The organism is Xanthobacter sp. DMC47, assembly GCF_056313845.1.
The window spans coordinates 107,978-122,629 of record NZ_JBQUZM010000005.1 but is presented as its reverse complement, the minus strand read 5'-3'; the positions used below and the strand labels follow the sequence as shown (position 1 = coordinate 122,629).

The following is a 14,652-nucleotide window of genomic DNA, read 5'->3' as shown; positions in this document are numbered from 1 at the left end:
TGGGGCTTGGGACTGCCTGCCGAGGAACGCGCGCCATGTCGCTGGATGCCGACCAGATCGTCGAACGTCGCCGCCTCCGGCGAAAGGTCACATTCTGGCGCGTGCTCGGGGTGCTGGGCGTCGTCGCCGCGGTGGTTGTGGGCGTGTCGGCCCTCGTCGGCCGCGATATTCCCGCCTCCTCGCCTCACGTGGCGCGGATCATGATCGGCGGCATCATCCGCAACGATCGCGAGCGGGTGGAGCTTCTGGAGGAGATCGGCCGCTCCCGCGCCAGCGCCGTCATCCTCTCCATCGACAGCCCCGGCGGCACCGTGACCGGATCCGAGCAATTGTTCGACGCGCTGCGCCGCCTCGCCGAGAAGAAGCCGGTGGTCGCTGTCGTGGAGGGCGTCGCTGCCTCAGGCGCCTATATCGCGGCGCTGGGCGCGGACCATATCGTCGCCCGCCGCAATGCGTTGGTCGGCTCGGTGGGCGTCATCTACCAGTTTCCCAACTTCACCGAGCTTCTGAAGACCGTGGGCGTGACCATGGAGGATATCAAATCTTCCCCGCTCAAGGCCTCGCCCAATCCCTATGAGCCGGTGACGCCGGAGGCGCGCGCCGCCGTGGATTCACTGGTCAAGGACAGCTACGCCTGGTTCAAGGGCCTGGTGGGTGATCGCCGTAAGCTCTCCGACGCCAAGCTCGCCAACGTCTCGGATGGCCGGGTTTTCACCGGTCATCAGGGGCTCGAACTCCAGTTGGTCGACGAACTCGGCGACGAGCGCACCGCCCGCGCGTGGCTTGCCCGCGAAAAGGGCGTCAGCGAGGCCCTCAAGGTCCGCACCTGGCGCACCAAGGAGGTCGGCGACGAGTTCGGCTGGCTGCTGGGCGCTGCGCGCGGGGTCGTGAGCGCCCTCGGCTTCCCGCAGGCGGCGGCGCTTTTGACGGATGCGGCGAAAGGCGCGCTGGAGCGCAGTCAACTTGACGGTCTGTTGGCCCTCTGGCACCCTCGGACATAGGGTTAAGATTGCGTTCACAAGCGCTTGGCGGTTTTCCGGCAACACCGAAAAACAACACCTGACAACCCTGCCGGACATCCGGCCGCCCACTCCGCCGCAAAGGGCCTTGGCTCACTTTTGGCAGATGCTTTCGAGGGAACTGGGGCCACCATGATCAAGTCCGAGCTTGTCCAGAAGATCGCCGAGGCCAATCCGCATCTCTACCAGAGGGACGTGGAGAACATCGTCAACGCCATCCTGGAGCAGATCGCCTCTGCGCTCGAGCGCGGTGATCGCGTGGAACTGCGCGGCTTCGGCGCCTTCTCGGTGAAGAAGCGCGATGCACGCGTGGGCCGCAATCCGCGCACCGGCAAACAGGTGGACGTGAGCGAAAAGACCGTTCCCTATTTCAAGACCGGCAAGGAGATGCGCGAGCGTCTCAACACTGGAAAGTAGGCCCCGTGAGCCGCTTCCTCTCCATCCTCATCGGCCTGCCCCTCGCGATCCTCGCGGTGGCGCTGGCGGTTGCCAACCGCAAGCCGGTCACGCTCTCCCTCGATCCCTTCTCGCCGGACCATCCGGCCCTGTCGGTGACGCTGCCGCTGTTCGCGATCATTTTCGCTGCGGTGATCGTCGGCGTCATTGCCGGCGGGGTGGTCACCTGGGCGCGGCAGGGCCGCTATCGCCGCGAAGCGCGCGCCGCCCGCCGCGAGCACAAGCGGGCCGAGGCCGCCCGCCCGGCACCGTCGTCGCAGCTCGGACTGCCCGCGCCCCGCCACTGAGCAGCTCTGTTTTTCTGATCGCCTTGATCGGGTGTCGGAGCCGTCCTGTCATCAGGGCGGCTCTTTCGTTTTGGCTCACGCCTGCGTCCGGTCCGGGCGCGTGAGGTGGCGCCGCGCGATCGGGAGCACGAAATGGACCATCCCCAGCACCATCGGTGGCACGGCGAGCAGCGTGGATTCCCAGATCGGCCATCCAGCGGTGAGGGGGGAAAGGAGCGTCAGGATGGCATTGATGAGCGCATAGGCGCCGATCATCATCAGGGCGAGGAAGCGCAGGTGGGCCAGGATTGCAGGATTGCTCATGGCAGCAACTCCGGAAGCGGCAGGATCTGAAAGATAGGAACGAAACGGATCGTTCTGATTGATATTGATATATACGACCCGTTTCGTTATGCAAGGGGAAATCTCGGAAGGCGACGCCTCATGCCCGACACCAGTCCCGCCGACCGTCGGCGCTCTTCCATCGGAGCGCGGCGCAATCCCGAAGCGGAGGCCGCGATCCTGACGGCGGCGCGGGCGCTACTGGCGGAGCGCGGCTATGCCGGCTTTTCCATTGATGAGGTGGCGCGGCGGGCAGGGGCGGGCAAGCCGACCATCTATCGCTGGTGGCCCACCAAGGCTGATCTGCTGGTTGATGTGTATGCGGCGGAAAAGGCGAGCCACATGGCGCTGCCGGACACCGGCGCCCTCTGGAGCGATCTTCTCGCCTACACCCGCGCCCTGTGGGGCTTCTGGCGGGAGACGCCGTCCGGCAGCACCTTCCGCGCGCTCATCGCCGAAGCCCAGACGACCGATGCCGCCCTATCCGCATTGCGCGACAAGTTCTTGCCGGATCGGTTGCGGGACCTGCGCCACATGTTCGAACGCGCAGCGGACCGCGGGGAGATCGCCGCGCAGGAGGTCGATGACCTCCTCGCCCTCTATATCGGCTTCAACTGGCTGCATCTGCTGACCGACCGCCTTGCCGACGATCCGGCGGCCATCGAGCGCAACGCCCGCCTCATCGCCGGCGGCCCGCGATTGGCGGCCTGAACGCCGCGGACGCGGCTCAGTAGAAGCCCACCGGGAACCAGCGCAGGTAGAGGTCCGTATAGACGCCTTTCTCCCAGATGCGCTGCAGGGCGAAGTCCATCGCGTGGCGCAGGGTGTCATTGCCCTCCTTCACCGCCACGGAGAAACCATCGCCGAAGAAGCGGCTTTCGGTGAAGGGGCCGCCCACGAAGCGGCAGCAGGCGGCGCTGGCGGTGCCATTCAGCCAGAGCGCGAGGGTGATGCCATCGCCGAACAGAAGGTCCACCTGCCCGGCCTTCAGCGCCTCCTGCGCCGCCTTGAGGTCGGGATAGGGACGGATGGCGGCCTCATTGAAGAATGAGCGCAGATAGGCCTCGTGCGCCGTGCGGCTGACCACGCCCACCTTCTTGGAAGCCACCTCCTCGGGCGTCGCCTGCGCCAGCGTTTCCTGCTTGCGCCCCACAAAGCGCGCCGGCGTGCCGAGATAGCGTTCGGAGAAGTCCAGCGTCGCCCGGGATGCCGGGGTGGCGACGAGGCCGGCGATCGCCGCTTCTGCGCGGCCCTGGTCCACCACGTCCGCCACGTCGGCGAACGCCGCGGTCTGGAAAGAGCAGGTGACGCTGAGTTCCGCGCAGATCGCCCGCGCCAGATCGATGTTGAAGCCGGACAGGGCGCCGGTGGAATTGATGAAGTTGAAGGGCGGGTAGTCGTCCGTCGTGACGAACCGCAATTCCTTCGGGAGCTTGGCGGCGTCCGGGCGCTCCAGCCGCCGTTCCACGTTCCAGAAATTCGGCACCACCACCGGCGTGATGGCGATCTTGTCCGCACGCTCCACCAGCGGCGGAGGGCCACCCTGCGCCGGCCTCGCCTGACCGGCGGGCGGCTGCTGTGCCGCTGCTGCTCCTGCCGTCAGCATGCCGGCTGTCAGCACCAGAGCCCTGAGGCCGGTCCAGCGCGCGCGCAGATGGGTCGCGCGGATGCTCAGGAAAGAGGCTGGTGGAAGCATTGTGGCGAGCTTACCCTAGGGTTGCATGAGGGTTGGGGCATGGTGGGGGATGCCGGTGCCGCCCGCAAGGGGCGGAGCCATGTAAGCCATGATGTGGGTGAGGGCCATCGCGACCTTGGGCGCGGGCTGGACCACGCCCGGGAGGGGGCTGCTGCTTCCGCCCCTTGGTCGTCGGCCGTCCCGCATACCTTGGCTGCCCCCGAGCTTCGTCCCTATCGCGATCACGTGGATGTCGACACATTGCGTGCAGCCCATGCGCGGGCACGGGAAATCGGCGTTGGCGTCGATGAGGTGCTGGTCGCCTCGGGCGTCCTCGATGAGGACGCCGCCACCCATCTCCTCGCTCGCGACCTCGGCCTTTCCGTAGCCGCGCCAAACCTGCCGGACCTTCAGGATGACCTCGCGATGGCGGAGGCCGTGCTGCGCACGGGAACCCTCGTGTGCGGGAGTGGACGCCCGCATTTCGTGATGGCGGCGCGGGGCCGCATCGTGTGGCGCCTGAGACGGGCGCTGAAGCGGGATGCGGGTCTTGCGGCGCGGGTGGAACTGATCCCGCCACTGGCGCTCGCCCGGCGCATCGGCGCGGTCTGCGGCCCTCGGTTGGCCGCCGCGGCGACAGAGCGTCTGGTCCGGTCCGATCCGCTCAAATCGGCATCGACGCTGCGGCCCGGCCGCATCGTTGGGCTCGGAGCCGCAGCTGTCGGCTTGTCGCTCGCACCCCTTTTGGCGCTGGCGCCGGAGATGACCGTTCTCGGCGTTCAGGCGGCTCTGTCGCTCGTCTTCCTGGCCTGGATCGCCCTGCGTCTCGCCGGCTGCCTCTATGCGCCGCCGGAAGAGCCGCTGCCGGTGCTCGATCCGCGTTCCCTGCCGGTCTATTCGCTGCTGGTGCCGCTCTACGACGAGGCGGCGAGCGTGCCGCGGCTGGTCGCCGCCCTTGCAGCCCTCGACTATCCGCCAGAGAAGCTGGACATCAAGCTCGTGGTGGAAGCTGGTGACCATGCCACCCGCGCCGCTATCGCGGGCATGACCCTGCCGCCGCATATCATGGAGGTGGCGGTCGCGCCGGTCGGGCCGCGCACCAAGCCGAAGGCGCTGGAAGCGGCACTGCCCTTCGCACGCGGCAGCATCGTGGCGATCTACGACGCCGAGGACCTGCCGGAGCCGGACCAACTGCGCCGGGTGGTCGCCGCGTTCCGTACGGGCGGGCGGAAGGTGGGCTGCGTGCAGGCGCGGCTGTGCATCGACAATGGCGGGGACAGCTGGATATCGGCCCAGTTCGCCGCCGAATATGCGGGCCAGTTCGACGTGTTGCTGCCGGTGCTCAGCGCGCTCGGCCTGCCCATTCCGCTCGGTGGCACCTCGAACCATTTCCGCCGCCGCGTGCTCGATCAGGTAGGAGGCTGGGACCCTTACAACGTCACCGAGGACGCCGACCTCGGCATCCGCCTCGCCCGCGCCGGCTGGCAGACATGCGTCATTTCCTCCACCACCTTCGAGGAGGCGCCGGTGACGCGGCGTGCCTGGATCGGTCAGCGCACCCGCTGGCTCAAGGGCTGGGCGCAGACGCTACTGGTGCACGGCCGCCGGCCGCGGGCGCTGGTGCGGGATCTCGGTCTGGGCGGCACGGTCGCGCTGGTCCTGCTCACGGCGGGCCCCTATGCGGCGGCGCTGGTGCATCCGCTGTGTCTCGCCTTGTTCATCGCCGACATCGTCGGCGGCGTCGCCGGTCTGCCCTGCACCTACATGGCGGAAGTGATGACGAGCGCGCTCACCTACACCACTCTCGTGGCCGGTTATGCCGGTGCGGCCGTGACCATGATGGTCGGGCTCGGCCGGCGGGGCATGGGGCCCGGCTGGGGTACGATCGCGATGATTCCAATCTACTGGCTGCTGCTGTCGTTGGCGGCGTGGCGCGCGCTGGTCGAGTTGCTCCGGCGGCCCTACCACTGGCAGAAGACCGAGCACGGGGCCGCGCGACGGGGCGCCGTGGGAGGGCTCAGAAGTAGCGCTTCAGCTCCGCCGCAGCCTCGGCCGGAGGCCGTTTGGAGTTGAATGGCGCGACGAAATTGCCATCCTTGTCCATGAGATAGACCACGGCGGTGTGGTCCATGGTGTAGTCGCCGTCCTTAAGCGGAACCTTGCGGGAATAGACGCGGAATTCCCGCTTGATCTGCTCGGTCGCCTCCGGTGTGCCCGACAGTCCGACGATCTGCGGCGAGAAGCTCGAAACGTAGGATTTGAGCACGTCCGGCGTATCCCGCTCGGGGTCCACCGAGACGAAGAAGGCCTGTGCCTTGCCTGCGTCCGGACCCAGGGCGTTGAAGATTTCCGACATCTCGAACAGCGCGGTCGGGCACACGTCCGGGCAATGGGTGAAGCCGAAAAAGATGAGCGTGGGCTTGCCCTTGAGGGCGGCCTGCGTAACCGTCCGGCCGTTCTGGTCGGTGAGGCTGAAGGGCCCGCCCACCGCCGCCTGGCCCGTCACCTTCGGCGGCGGCTCCGGCAGGAACAGGGTGACGGCCGTGACGAGGATGAGGGCGCCCGCGGCGAAGGCCGAGAAAAGGGCAAGGATCTTCGTGCGTGGCGACATGATTTCAAGGCCTTGGGGGCAATCGCGGGGCTCAGAGGCAGCCGGAGAAGCCGGCGCTCAGCAGATCGAAGAAGACGGCCGCGCCGTAGCGCGCCCACAGCAGCAGTCCCCCCGCGCAGAGCGCCGCCAAGACCACCACAAGGCCGAGGACACCAGCGCGCCCGAGCCCCCGCCGCGCCGCGGCAGCGTCGTCGGCGTGCGCTGCAAGCCGTTGCGAAACCTCGGTTTCCTGGGACAGGGTGACGGACATGGCGCGCCGGCTGGGATGAAACTTCAGGCGCCACGATAGCGCGGGCGGCGGTATTTATCCAATCCGCGCCGGTCAATCGCCCGTGACAGGGCGCCTCACCAGCGGTCGGATGGGGGAGCGCCGCGCCATTCGGCGATGCGGCGCAGGGTGGCGGGGGTGGTATCGTCGGGCAAGGCGTCGGGCGGGAAGAAGTCGGCGGCGACGATTTCGAGGTTCCGCTCCGGCCGGGGACCGATGGTCAACCGGGCCGCGCGGTAGAGGACGACGTGATCCCGCCCCCCGACCAAGGGATTGAAATAACAGCCAGAAACCGTCAGGGGTCCCTCGGCCTCCACGTTCGCCTCCTCGCGCAATTCGCGCCGCGCGGCCTGTTCCGCGGTCTCGCCCAAATCCACCCCGCCGCCGGGAAAATGCCAGCCGGACACATAGGTGTGTCGGACCAAAAGGAGCCGGCCGGCCTCGTCGGTGGCCAGTACCCGGACACCGAGGGTCATGCCGTGGCGCATCCGGCGCAGGAAAGAGAGGGCGGACAACATCAGTCGAGCATAGCCCCTCCTGACAGGGGGGAAAGGGTGGTTCACACCACCCTGTCAGGCGCGTTCACACCCCCTATTCGGCGGCGTTCGGGAGCGGTTCGGGCCGAACCCACCGCAAAACCGGCGCGCGGGCGGCACGGGTCTCGTCCAGACGGCGACGGGGGGCATAATGGGGGGCGCCGAGGAAGCGCTCCTTGTCCCCCGCCTTGGCGGCCATGGCGAGGTCGCGCAGGGCACCGAGGAAGAGGTCGAGGGAGGCCTTCGATTCGCTCTCCGTCGGCTCGATCAGCATCGCCCCGTGGACCACCAGCGGGAAGTAGACCGTCATGGGGTGGTAGCCCTCGTCGATCAGCGCCTTCGCCACGTCGAGGGTGGAGAGGCCGGTGCCCGCGAGCCACGCATCGTCGAACAGCGCCTCGTGCATGGCCGGGCGCTCGGCGAAGGGGGCGCTCATCACGTCCATCAGGCAGGCGCGGACATAATTGGCGGAGAGGACGGCGTCCTCGGAGGCCTGCCGCATCCCGTCCGCCCCATGGGAAAGCATCCACGACAGCGCGCGGACGAACATGCCCATCTGGCCGTGGAAGGCGCTCATGCGGCCGAGGGCCTGTTCGGCGCCTGCCGACCCTTCATCCTCCACCAGCGCCAGCCCGTCCGCGGTGGCGACCAGCGCCGGCACCGGGGCGAAGGGGGCGAGGGCCTGAGACAGGACCACCGGCCCGGCACCGGGGCCGCCGCCGCCGTGGGGGGTGGAGAAGGTCTTGTGCAAATTGATGTGCATGGCATCGACCCCGAGGTCGGCGATGCGCACCTTGCCGAGGATGGCGTTGAAATTGGCGCCGTCCGAATAGAAATAGGCGCCGGCCTCATGCACCGCCGCCGCAATCGCCACCACGTCCCGCTCGAACAGGCCGCAGGTGTTGGGATTGGTGAGCATGAGGGCGGCCACCTCCGGCCCCAGCGCGGCCTTCACCGCCTCCGGGTCCACGGTGCCGTCCGGCCGGGCGGGGATGGAGCGCACCTCATAGCCGATGAGGGCTGCAGTGGCGGGGTTGGTGCCGTGGGCGCTCTCCGGCACCAGCACCACATGGCGGTCGCCATTGCCCTGCGCCTCATGGGCGGCCTTGATGGCCATCATCCCGCAGAGTTCGCCGTGGGCGCCGGCCTTGGGGGTGAGGGCCACCGCCGTCATGCCGGTGAGCTCCAGCAGGTAGCGCGACAGCTCCGCCATCAGCTCCAGCGCGCCGGGCACGGTGGAGAGGGGCTGGAGCGGGTGGATGTCGGCAAAGCCCGGCAGCCGAGCCATCTTCTCGTTGAGGCGCGGGTTGTGCTTCATGGTGCAGGAGCCGAGCGGAAACAGCCCGCTGTCGATGCCGTAATTCATGCGCGAGAGGCGCACGTAATGGCGCATGGCCTCGGGCTCGGAGAGGCCCGGCAGTTCCAGCGGCGCGGTGCGCGCGTGGGTGCCGAGGCGGTCCTTGAACGGAGCCGGTTCGGCAATGTCCACGCCCGTCACTTCGGTGCGGCCGATCTCGAAGATCAGGCCTTCCTCGAGGTCGAGCCCCCGGTTGCCGGTGAAGGTGACGGGGCCTGCGCTGGTGCCCCCGACGATATGCGGCGTCGTCGCGCCACGGCCTTCGCGGTTCATCACAGCACCTCCTTGAGGGCCGCGGCATAGGCGGCGCGATCGTCTTCTGTCGTCGTCTCGGTGGCGGCGACGAGGATGAGGTCGTCGAGGCCGGATTTGGGGGCGAGGCGGGAATAGGGGACGCCGCCGAGGATGCCCTTCGCCGCGAGCTTCTCCACCACGTCCGCCGCGTTGCCCGGCACGCGCAGGGTGAATTCGTTGAAGAAGGTGTCGTTGAGCACGCTTGCCCCCGGCACGGCGGCGAGCCGGTCCGCGAGGTCGCAGGCGGCCGCGTGGTTGGCCCGCGCCAGCCGCACGAGCCCGGTCTGGCCGAGCAGGCTCATGTGGATGGTGAAGGCCAGCGCGCAGAGGCCCGAATTGGTGCAGATGTTGGAGGTCGCCTTCTCGCGGCGGATGTGCTGCTCGCGGGTGGAGAGGGTGAGCACGAAGCCGCGCCGGCCTTCCGCATCCACGGTCTCGCCGGCGAGGCGGCCGGGCATCTGCCGCACGAACTTCTGCCGGGTTGCGAACAGGCCCACATAGGGGCCGCCGAAGTTGAGCGCATTGCCGATGGACTGGCCCTCGCCCGCCACGATGTCGGCGCCCTGCGCCCCCGGCGGCTCGATGAGGCCGAGGCTGACCGCCTCGGTGAACACAGCGATGAGCAAAGCGCCGGCCTTGTGGGCGGCCTCGGCGACGGGCTTCAGATCCACGATGTTGCCGAACACGTCCGGCGACTGGACGACGACGCAGGAGCAGCCCGCATCGATGGCGGCGATGATGTCTTCCCCGCCCGTGGGCACCGGCGCCAGCGCCACCACCTCATCGGCGGCATAGTGCGAGACCGTCTCGATGGTCGCGCGATAATGCGGGTGCAGGTTGCCGGCCAAAAGCGCCTTGCGCCGCTTGGTGACGCGGTGGGCCATCAGCACCGCCTCGGCGGCGGCGGTGGAGCCGTCATACATGGAGGCGTTGGCCACCTCCATGCCGGTCAGCTCGGCCACCTGCGTCTGGAACTCGAAGAGATATTGCAGGGTGCCCTGCGCGATCTCCGGCTGGTAGGGCGTGTAGGAGGTGAGGAATTCCGAGCGCTGGATCAGGTGGTCCACGCTCGCCGGCACATGGTGGCGATAGGCCCCGGCGCCGACGAAGAAGGGCACCGACCCCGCCGGCACGTTCTTCGCCGCAAGGCGGGAAAGCGCGCGCTCCACCTCCAGCTCGCTCTTGTGGAGCGGCAGGCGCGGCAGCTCATGCTCGCGCTGGGCGGCGGGAATGTCGGCGAACAGGTCGTCAACGGACGAAACGCCGATGCGCGCGAGCATCTCGGCGCGGTCGTCGGCGGTGAGGGGAAGATAGCGCATGATGCCGCCGGTCCCGTTTCAGGCGATGGTGAAGCTCGGGGTGATGACCACCTCCGAGCGCAGGGAATTGGCCACGAAGCACTCGTCGTGGGCCTTGTCGTGCAAGGCCGCCACGTCTTCGGCGGTGGGCGTTTTGTCACCCGAGAAGACGAGGGCGGGGTTGAGCGCGATGCGGGAGATCCAGGTCTTGCCCCGCTCGGTCTTGCCGAACGCGGCCATCACCTTGTCCTCGTAGACGTCGATGCAGAAGCCGCCCCGGCGGGCGAAATCCAGCACGAACAGCATGTGGCAGGCGGAGAGGGAGGCGGCGAGCGCCTCCTCCGGGTCCACCGCATCGGCTTTGGACAAGGGCAGGCGGACCACCGCAGGCGAAGACGAGCCGGGCACGGTCAGCCCGTCGAACATCCATTGGTGCGCGCGGGGATAGCGCCCGTCGGTGAAGACGGCGTCGCCGCGCTCCCAGCGGACGGTGGCAATGGGGGGGTCGTCGCTCATGGTGTCCGCCTCCCGGCGCGCTCAGAGGGTGTCGAGGAAGGCCTTGTAGGCGGCCTCGTCCATCAGCTCGTCGAGCTCGGCGGGGTTGGTCACCTTCAGCTTCAGGAACCAGCCCTTGCCCTCGGCATCCTCGTTCACGAGGCCGGGGGCGCCTTCGAGTTCCGAGTTCACCTCCACTACCTCGCCGGAGATGGGGGCATAGACCTCGCTGGCGGCCTTCACGCTTTCGACGACAGCGGCTTCCTTGCCCTTTTCCACCGCCTTGCCGATCTCGGGCAGCTCCACGAACACCACGTCGCCGAGCTGGCCCTGGGCGTAATCGGAGATGCCGACCACCGCCACGTCGCCGTCGATGCGGACGTATTCGTGGTCCTTGGTGTAGCGCACACTCATGGTCAGCCCCCGGTTTTCTGCTTGCGCGCGTAGCGCGTGGGTACGAAGGGAAGGGCGGTGACGACGGCCGGCAGGGCCTTGCCGCGCACCAGAATGTCGAGGCGCGTGCCGGGCGCGGCGAGCGCGGGCGGCACATAGCCCATGGCGATGGGCGCCTGCAGCGTCGGGGCGAAGCCGCCCGAGGTGACGCGGCCGACGATCTCCCCATTGGAGGCGATCTCCGCTCCCTCGCGGGCCGGGGCGCGGCCCTCCAGCTTCAGGCCGACGCGCACGCGGGCGGGGCCTTCCTTAAGCTCGCGCTGCACGCGATCGGCGCCGGGAAAGCCGCCCTCAAGCCGCCGCCGCTTCTGGATGGACCAGTTCAGCGCCGCCTCAATGGGGGAGGTGGAGAGATCGATGTCGTGGCCATAGAGGCAGAGGCCGGCCTCAAGGCGCAGGCTGTCCCGGGCACCGAGGCCGATGGCCTTCACCTCCGGCTCGGCCAGCAGTGCTGCCCAAAGCGCGGGGGCATCTTCCGACGCGACGGAAATCTCGTAGCCGTCCTCGCCGGTATAGCCGGAGCGGGAGACCTCCACCGGAACGCCGTCGAAGGCCAGGGGGAGGGCGGTCATGAAGTCGAGGTCCGCCGCCTCCGGGCAATGGCGAGCCATCACCGTCGCGGCTTCCGGGCCTTGCAGGGCGAGAAGCGCCCGCTCGGGGCGCTGCACCAGCTTCACGGTGTCGGGGAGGTGGGCTTCGATATGGGCGAAGTCGTCACCCTTGCAGGCGGCATTGACCACGAGGATCAGCGTGCCGTCGGCGGATGGGTCCGCCGGGCGGGTGGCCATGAAGTCGTCGCGGATGCCGCCGTCCTCGGCGGTCAATTGCGAATAGCGCTGCCTGCCGGGGGCGAGGTTCACGAAATCCGCCGGGGCGAGGGCTTCCAGCGCGCGGGCGGTGGTTTCGTGGTCCGGCCCGACGAGGAGGGCCTGGCCCATGTGGGAGACGTCGAACAGGCCGGCATGGGCGCGGGTCCAGTTGTGCTCCGCGAGGATGCCCTCGGGATACTGGACCGGCATGAGATAGCCCGCGAACGGCACCATGCGGGCACCGAGCGCGCCATGGGCGGCGCAGAGCGGGGTTTCGAGCAGAGGCTCGGTGTCGGAATGCGAATCAGGGGATGAGGCCAAGAGGGACTCCCGGACGAACAGCGCCAATTTCCGGGCCTGCCGAACCGCCGTTCCCGGTGGTCCTGCGCGGCCCGCGCGGCGCCCCCTCTGTCTGCCGACCTGAGAGATTTCACCGCGCCTCGTGGAAGGGCACGGCTTACTCCTTCGGTGAGCCCCGCCGCGCCCTGAAGGCTTGGCCGGACTGCTTTCCAGAGTTTCGTCCCCCTGCGGCCCTTTTTGCCTGAGCGGTTCCGGGGCGGTTGCGCCTTCGGCGCCGGCACGCCTCCCCATGAGGCCGCCGGTCTCTCCCGCAGGGATCGTCCGATGTCTTGCGCTCCTTTTGCCCTTTTCGCCGGGGCATCCGGAACGCGGCTGCAGCATAGGCGTTTGCCGCCCGGCGTCAACGCAAGAGCCGGCGAGGGCAGGGAAGGCGCCCCGCGTTGACGCCGGGCGGCTGCATTCCTAAGTTCGCGCTCCTTTTCCGGAGCCTGTCATGTCCTCGTCCGAAGCCTCGCCTGCGCCCGTCGATCCCACCCAGCTCGCCGCCGAGCTGAAGGCGGTCGCGGAAACGGCCACCGCCTGGCCGTTCGAGGAAGCGCGCAAGCTGGTGGAGCGGCTGAAGAAGCGGCCAAAGGACGAGGTGCTGTTCGAGACCGGCTACGGCCCCTCGGGCCTGCCGCACATCGGCACCTTCGGCGAGGTGGCACGCACCACCATGGTGCGGCACGCCTTCCGCATCCTCACCGAGGACAAGGTGAAGACGCGCCTTCTGTGCTTCTCGGACGACATGGACGGGATGCGCAAGATCCCCGAGAACGTGCCGGACCCGGTGGCGCTGCGCCCCTATCTCCAGATGCCGCTCACCAAGGTGCCGAACCCCTTCGGCGGCGACTATCCAAGCTTCGGCGCGCACAACAACGCCATGCTCCGGCGCTTCCTCGACACCTTCGGCTTCGACTACGAATTCGCCAGCGCCACCGACTATTACTTCTCTGGCAAGCTCGATGCCGTGCTGCTGAAGGCCGCCGAGAAGTACGACGAGATCATGGCCGTGATGCTGCCCACCCTCGGCGAGGAGCGGCAGGCGACCTATTCACCCTTCCTGCCCATCTCCCCCGTTTCGGGCCGCGTGCTCTACGTGCCGCTCAAGAATGTGGACGCCAAGGCCGGCACCATCACCTTCGACGATGAGGACGGCACCGAGACCACGCTCCCCGTCACCGGCGGCAAGGTGAAGCTGCAGTGGAAGCCGGATTTCGGCGCCCGCTGGGCCGCGCTCGACGTCGATTTCGAGATGTTCGGCAAGGACCACCAGACCAACGCGCCGATCTACGACAGCATCTGCCGTATCCTCGGCGGCACCGCACCGGAGCATTTCGTCTACGAGCTGTTCCTGGACGAGAAGGGCCAGAAGATCTCCAAGTCCAAGGGCAATGGTCTCACCATCGACGAGTGGCTGACCTATGCGAGCCCGGAGAGCCTGGCGCTCTACATGTTCCAGTCGCCCCGCTCGGCGAAGAAGCTGCACTTCGACGTGATCCCGAAGGCGGTGGACGAGTATTTCAACTTCCTCGCCCGCTATTCCCAGCAGGACTGGAAGCTCCGCTTCGGCAACCCGGTCTATCACATCCACGCCGGCAACCCGCCCGACGTGGACATGCCGGTGTCGTTCACCATGCTCCTCAACCTCGCCTCCGCCTCCAACACCGAGGACGAGAGCGTTCTGTGGGGCTTCCTGAAGCGCCACGTGCCCGGCGTGTCGGACCAGACGCACCCTAAGCTGCACGAGCTGGTGGGCTATGCGGTGCGCTACTTCCATGACTTCGTGAAGCCCAACAAGGTCTTCCGCACCCCCGACGAGGTGGAGCGCGACGCCCTCGCCAAGCTCGACGCGGCGCTGGCCGCGCTGCCGGACGGCGCGAGCGCGGACGACATCCAGACCGTGCTCTACGACGTGGCGCGCCCCATCCCGCGCTACCAGGACCTCAAGGCCAAGGGCGCCACGCCCGAGCGGCCGGGCGTCTCGGTGGAGTGGTTCAACACCCTCTATCAGGTGCTCCTCGGCCTCGAACGCGGTCCCCGCTTCGGCTCCTTCGTCGCCATCTACGGGGTGGCGGAGACGCGGGAATTGATCCGCAAGGCGCTGGCGGGAGAGCTGGCGGCGGCGTGAGGGGACCAAGAGCCGTCATCCCCCGGTTTAGCCGGGCGATCCACGGTTGGGTCGGGCTGGGTCTTCAGGCAGAGCGCAGGCGGACGGGTGGATCCCCCGGCTAAACCGGGGGATGACGGCGGTTGGGCGTGAGCAGCCCCGCTCCCTCTCCCGTAAGGGGAGAGGGGAGGCGCCATAACCCGGCAACGCAACGGTCAGAGGTATTCGCGCCATCGTCATGGCCGGGCTTTTCCCCACACCGCCGTCGCCCTCCGGCTTGACCGGAGGGCCCATGGCGCGGCTGGGCGCGCGCCGCCGGATTTT

At 68.3% G+C, this 14,652-nt stretch carries 16 protein-coding genes and 1 riboswitch; of the genes, 6 read left to right on the top strand and 10 right to left on the bottom strand.

Annotation, left to right across the window (positions count from 1 at the left end; genetic code table 11):
* Nucleotides 1–35: 35 nt before the first annotated feature.
* From sppA to ACT54R_RS20735, 3 genes are all read left to right on the top strand, one after another.
* Nucleotides 36–1,001, top strand: a complete 966-nt coding sequence (gene sppA, locus ACT54R_RS20745) for a signal peptide peptidase SppA (RefSeq protein ID WP_476329449.1) — start codon at nt 36–38, stop codon at nt 999–1,001.
* 150 nt (nt 1,002–1,151) lie between these two features.
* The gene (ihfB, locus tag ACT54R_RS20740) at nt 1,152–1,436 is read left to right on the top strand and encodes an integration host factor subunit beta (protein ID WP_024277130.1); all 285 of its coding nucleotides are present in this window, start codon (nt 1,152–1,154) and stop codon (nt 1,434–1,436) included.
* Between the two features lie 5 nt (nt 1,437–1,441).
* Complete coding sequence (locus ACT54R_RS20735; RefSeq protein WP_168457574.1) at nt 1,442–1,762, top strand: lipopolysaccharide assembly protein LapA domain-containing protein; 321 nt, start codon at nt 1,442–1,444, stop codon at nt 1,760–1,762.
* 75 nt (nt 1,763–1,837) lie between these two features.
* On the opposite strand, the gene ACT54R_RS20730 is transcribed toward ACT54R_RS20735, so the two are convergent.
* A complete protein-coding gene (locus ACT54R_RS20730; protein ID WP_168457575.1) occupies nt 1,838–2,065 on the bottom strand; it encodes a hypothetical protein in 228 nt (75 codons plus the stop codon).
* Nucleotides 2,066–2,185: 120 nt separating this feature from the next.
* Between ACT54R_RS20730 and ACT54R_RS20725 the strand changes: the two genes are divergently transcribed.
* A complete protein-coding gene (locus ACT54R_RS20725; RefSeq protein WP_476329446.1) occupies nt 2,186–2,794 on the top strand; it encodes a TetR/AcrR family transcriptional regulator in 609 nt (202 codons plus the stop codon).
* Nucleotides 2,795–2,810: 16 nt separating this feature from the next.
* On the opposite strand, the gene ACT54R_RS20720 is transcribed toward ACT54R_RS20725, so the two are convergent.
* Nucleotides 2,811–3,779, bottom strand: coding sequence for a transporter substrate-binding domain-containing protein (locus tag ACT54R_RS20720; RefSeq protein ID WP_476329444.1), 969 nt, complete (start codon nt 3,777–3,779; stop codon nt 2,811–2,813).
* Between the two features lie 39 nt (nt 3,780–3,818).
* Here ACT54R_RS20720 and ACT54R_RS20715 point away from each other — a divergent pair, with 39 nt between their 5' ends.
* Nucleotides 3,819–5,831, top strand: a complete 2,013-nt coding sequence (locus ACT54R_RS20715; RefSeq protein ID WP_476329441.1) for a glycosyltransferase — start codon at nt 3,819–3,821, stop codon at nt 5,829–5,831.
* Here ACT54R_RS20715 and ACT54R_RS20710 read toward each other — a convergent pair.
* The 8 genes from ACT54R_RS20710 to gcvT all read right to left on the bottom strand — a co-directional run bounded on the left by ACT54R_RS20710 (nt 5,776) and on the right by gcvT (nt 12,200).
* A complete protein-coding gene (locus tag ACT54R_RS20710) occupies nt 5,776–6,369 on the bottom strand; it encodes an SCO family protein (protein WP_476329439.1) in 594 nt (197 codons plus the stop codon). The two genes, ACT54R_RS20715 and ACT54R_RS20710, sit on opposite strands and share 56 nt — an antisense overlap.
* Nucleotides 6,370–6,400: 31 nt before the next feature.
* Nucleotides 6,401–6,619: a hypothetical protein gene (locus ACT54R_RS20705; RefSeq protein ID WP_476329437.1), complete on the bottom strand. Its 219-nt coding sequence runs from the start codon at nt 6,617–6,619 to the stop codon at nt 6,401–6,403.
* Nucleotides 6,620–6,714: 95 nt separating this feature from the next.
* Complete coding sequence (locus ACT54R_RS20700; protein WP_168457579.1) at nt 6,715–7,155, bottom strand: NUDIX domain-containing protein; 441 nt, start codon at nt 7,153–7,155, stop codon at nt 6,715–6,717.
* A gap of 73 nt (nt 7,156–7,228) precedes the next feature.
* Nucleotides 7,229–8,803, bottom strand: a complete 1,575-nt coding sequence (gene gcvPB, locus ACT54R_RS20695; protein WP_476329434.1) for an aminomethyl-transferring glycine dehydrogenase subunit GcvPB — start codon at nt 8,801–8,803, stop codon at nt 7,229–7,231.
* Nucleotides 8,803–10,143, bottom strand: a complete 1,341-nt coding sequence (gene gcvPA, locus ACT54R_RS20690; RefSeq protein WP_476329432.1) for an aminomethyl-transferring glycine dehydrogenase subunit GcvPA — start codon at nt 10,141–10,143, stop codon at nt 8,803–8,805. The genes gcvPB and gcvPA overlap by 1 nt, the downstream gene beginning before the upstream one ends.
* 18 nt (nt 10,144–10,161) lie before the next feature.
* Nucleotides 10,162–10,638: an OsmC family protein gene (locus ACT54R_RS20685; protein WP_476329430.1), complete on the bottom strand. Its 477-nt coding sequence runs from the start codon at nt 10,636–10,638 to the stop codon at nt 10,162–10,164.
* A 21-nt stretch (nt 10,639–10,659) separates the two neighbouring features.
* Entirely contained in the window at nt 10,660–11,031 is a 372-nt protein-coding gene (gene gcvH, locus ACT54R_RS20680; protein WP_476329428.1) for a glycine cleavage system protein GcvH, read from the bottom strand.
* A gap of 2 nt (nt 11,032–11,033) precedes the next feature.
* Nucleotides 11,034–12,200 (bottom strand): glycine cleavage system aminomethyltransferase GcvT, encoded by a 1,167-nt coding sequence (gene gcvT / locus ACT54R_RS20675; RefSeq protein WP_476329426.1) that lies wholly within the window; start codon nt 12,198–12,200, stop codon nt 11,034–11,036.
* Nucleotides 12,201–12,397: 197 nt separating this feature from the next.
* Nucleotides 12,398–12,500, bottom strand: a riboswitch (glycine riboswitch).
* Between the two features lie 172 nt (nt 12,501–12,672).
* Here gcvT and ACT54R_RS20670 point away from each other — a divergent pair.
* On the top strand, nt 12,673–14,349 hold the full coding sequence (locus ACT54R_RS20670) for a lysine--tRNA ligase (RefSeq protein WP_476329424.1): 1,677 nt from the start codon (nt 12,673–12,675) through the stop codon (nt 14,347–14,349).
* Nucleotides 14,350–14,652 lie beyond the last annotated feature (303 nt).

Coding starts and splice junctions, on each gene's coding strand:
- sppA (WP_476329449.1), top strand. CDS start 36: ATGTCGCTGGATGCCGACCAGATCGTCGAACGTCGCCGCCTCCGGCGA.
- ihfB (WP_024277130.1), top strand. CDS start 1,152: ATGATCAAGTCCGAGCTTGTCCAGAAGATCGCCGAGGCCAATCCGCAT.
- ACT54R_RS20730 (WP_168457575.1), bottom strand. CDS start 2,065: ATGAGCAATCCTGCAATCCTGGCCCACCTGCGCTTCCTCGCCCTGATG.
- ACT54R_RS20725 (WP_476329446.1), top strand. CDS start 2,186: ATGCCCGACACCAGTCCCGCCGACCGTCGGCGCTCTTCCATCGGAGCG.
- ACT54R_RS20720 (WP_476329444.1), bottom strand. CDS start 3,779: ATGCTTCCACCAGCCTCTTTCCTGAGCATCCGCGCGACCCATCTGCGC.
- ACT54R_RS20715 (WP_476329441.1), top strand. CDS start 3,819: ATGGTGGGGGATGCCGGTGCCGCCCGCAAGGGGCGGAGCCATGTAAGC.
- ACT54R_RS20710 (WP_476329439.1), bottom strand. CDS start 6,369: ATGTCGCCACGCACGAAGATCCTTGCCCTTTTCTCGGCCTTCGCCGCG.
- ACT54R_RS20705 (WP_476329437.1), bottom strand. CDS start 6,619: ATGTCCGTCACCCTGTCCCAGGAAACCGAGGTTTCGCAACGGCTTGCA.
- ACT54R_RS20700 (WP_168457579.1), bottom strand. CDS start 7,155: ATGTTGTCCGCCCTCTCTTTCCTGCGCCGGATGCGCCACGGCATGACC.
- gcvPB (WP_476329434.1), bottom strand. CDS start 8,803: ATGAACCGCGAAGGCCGTGGCGCGACGACGCCGCATATCGTCGGGGGC.
- gcvPA (WP_476329432.1), bottom strand. CDS start 10,143: ATGCGCTATCTTCCCCTCACCGCCGACGACCGCGCCGAGATGCTCGCG.
- ACT54R_RS20685 (WP_476329430.1), bottom strand. CDS start 10,638: ATGAGCGACGACCCCCCCATTGCCACCGTCCGCTGGGAGCGCGGCGAC.
- gcvH (WP_476329428.1), bottom strand. CDS start 11,031: ATGAGTGTGCGCTACACCAAGGACCACGAATACGTCCGCATCGACGGC.
- ACT54R_RS20670 (WP_476329424.1), top strand. CDS start 12,673: ATGTCCTCGTCCGAAGCCTCGCCTGCGCCCGTCGATCCCACCCAGCTC.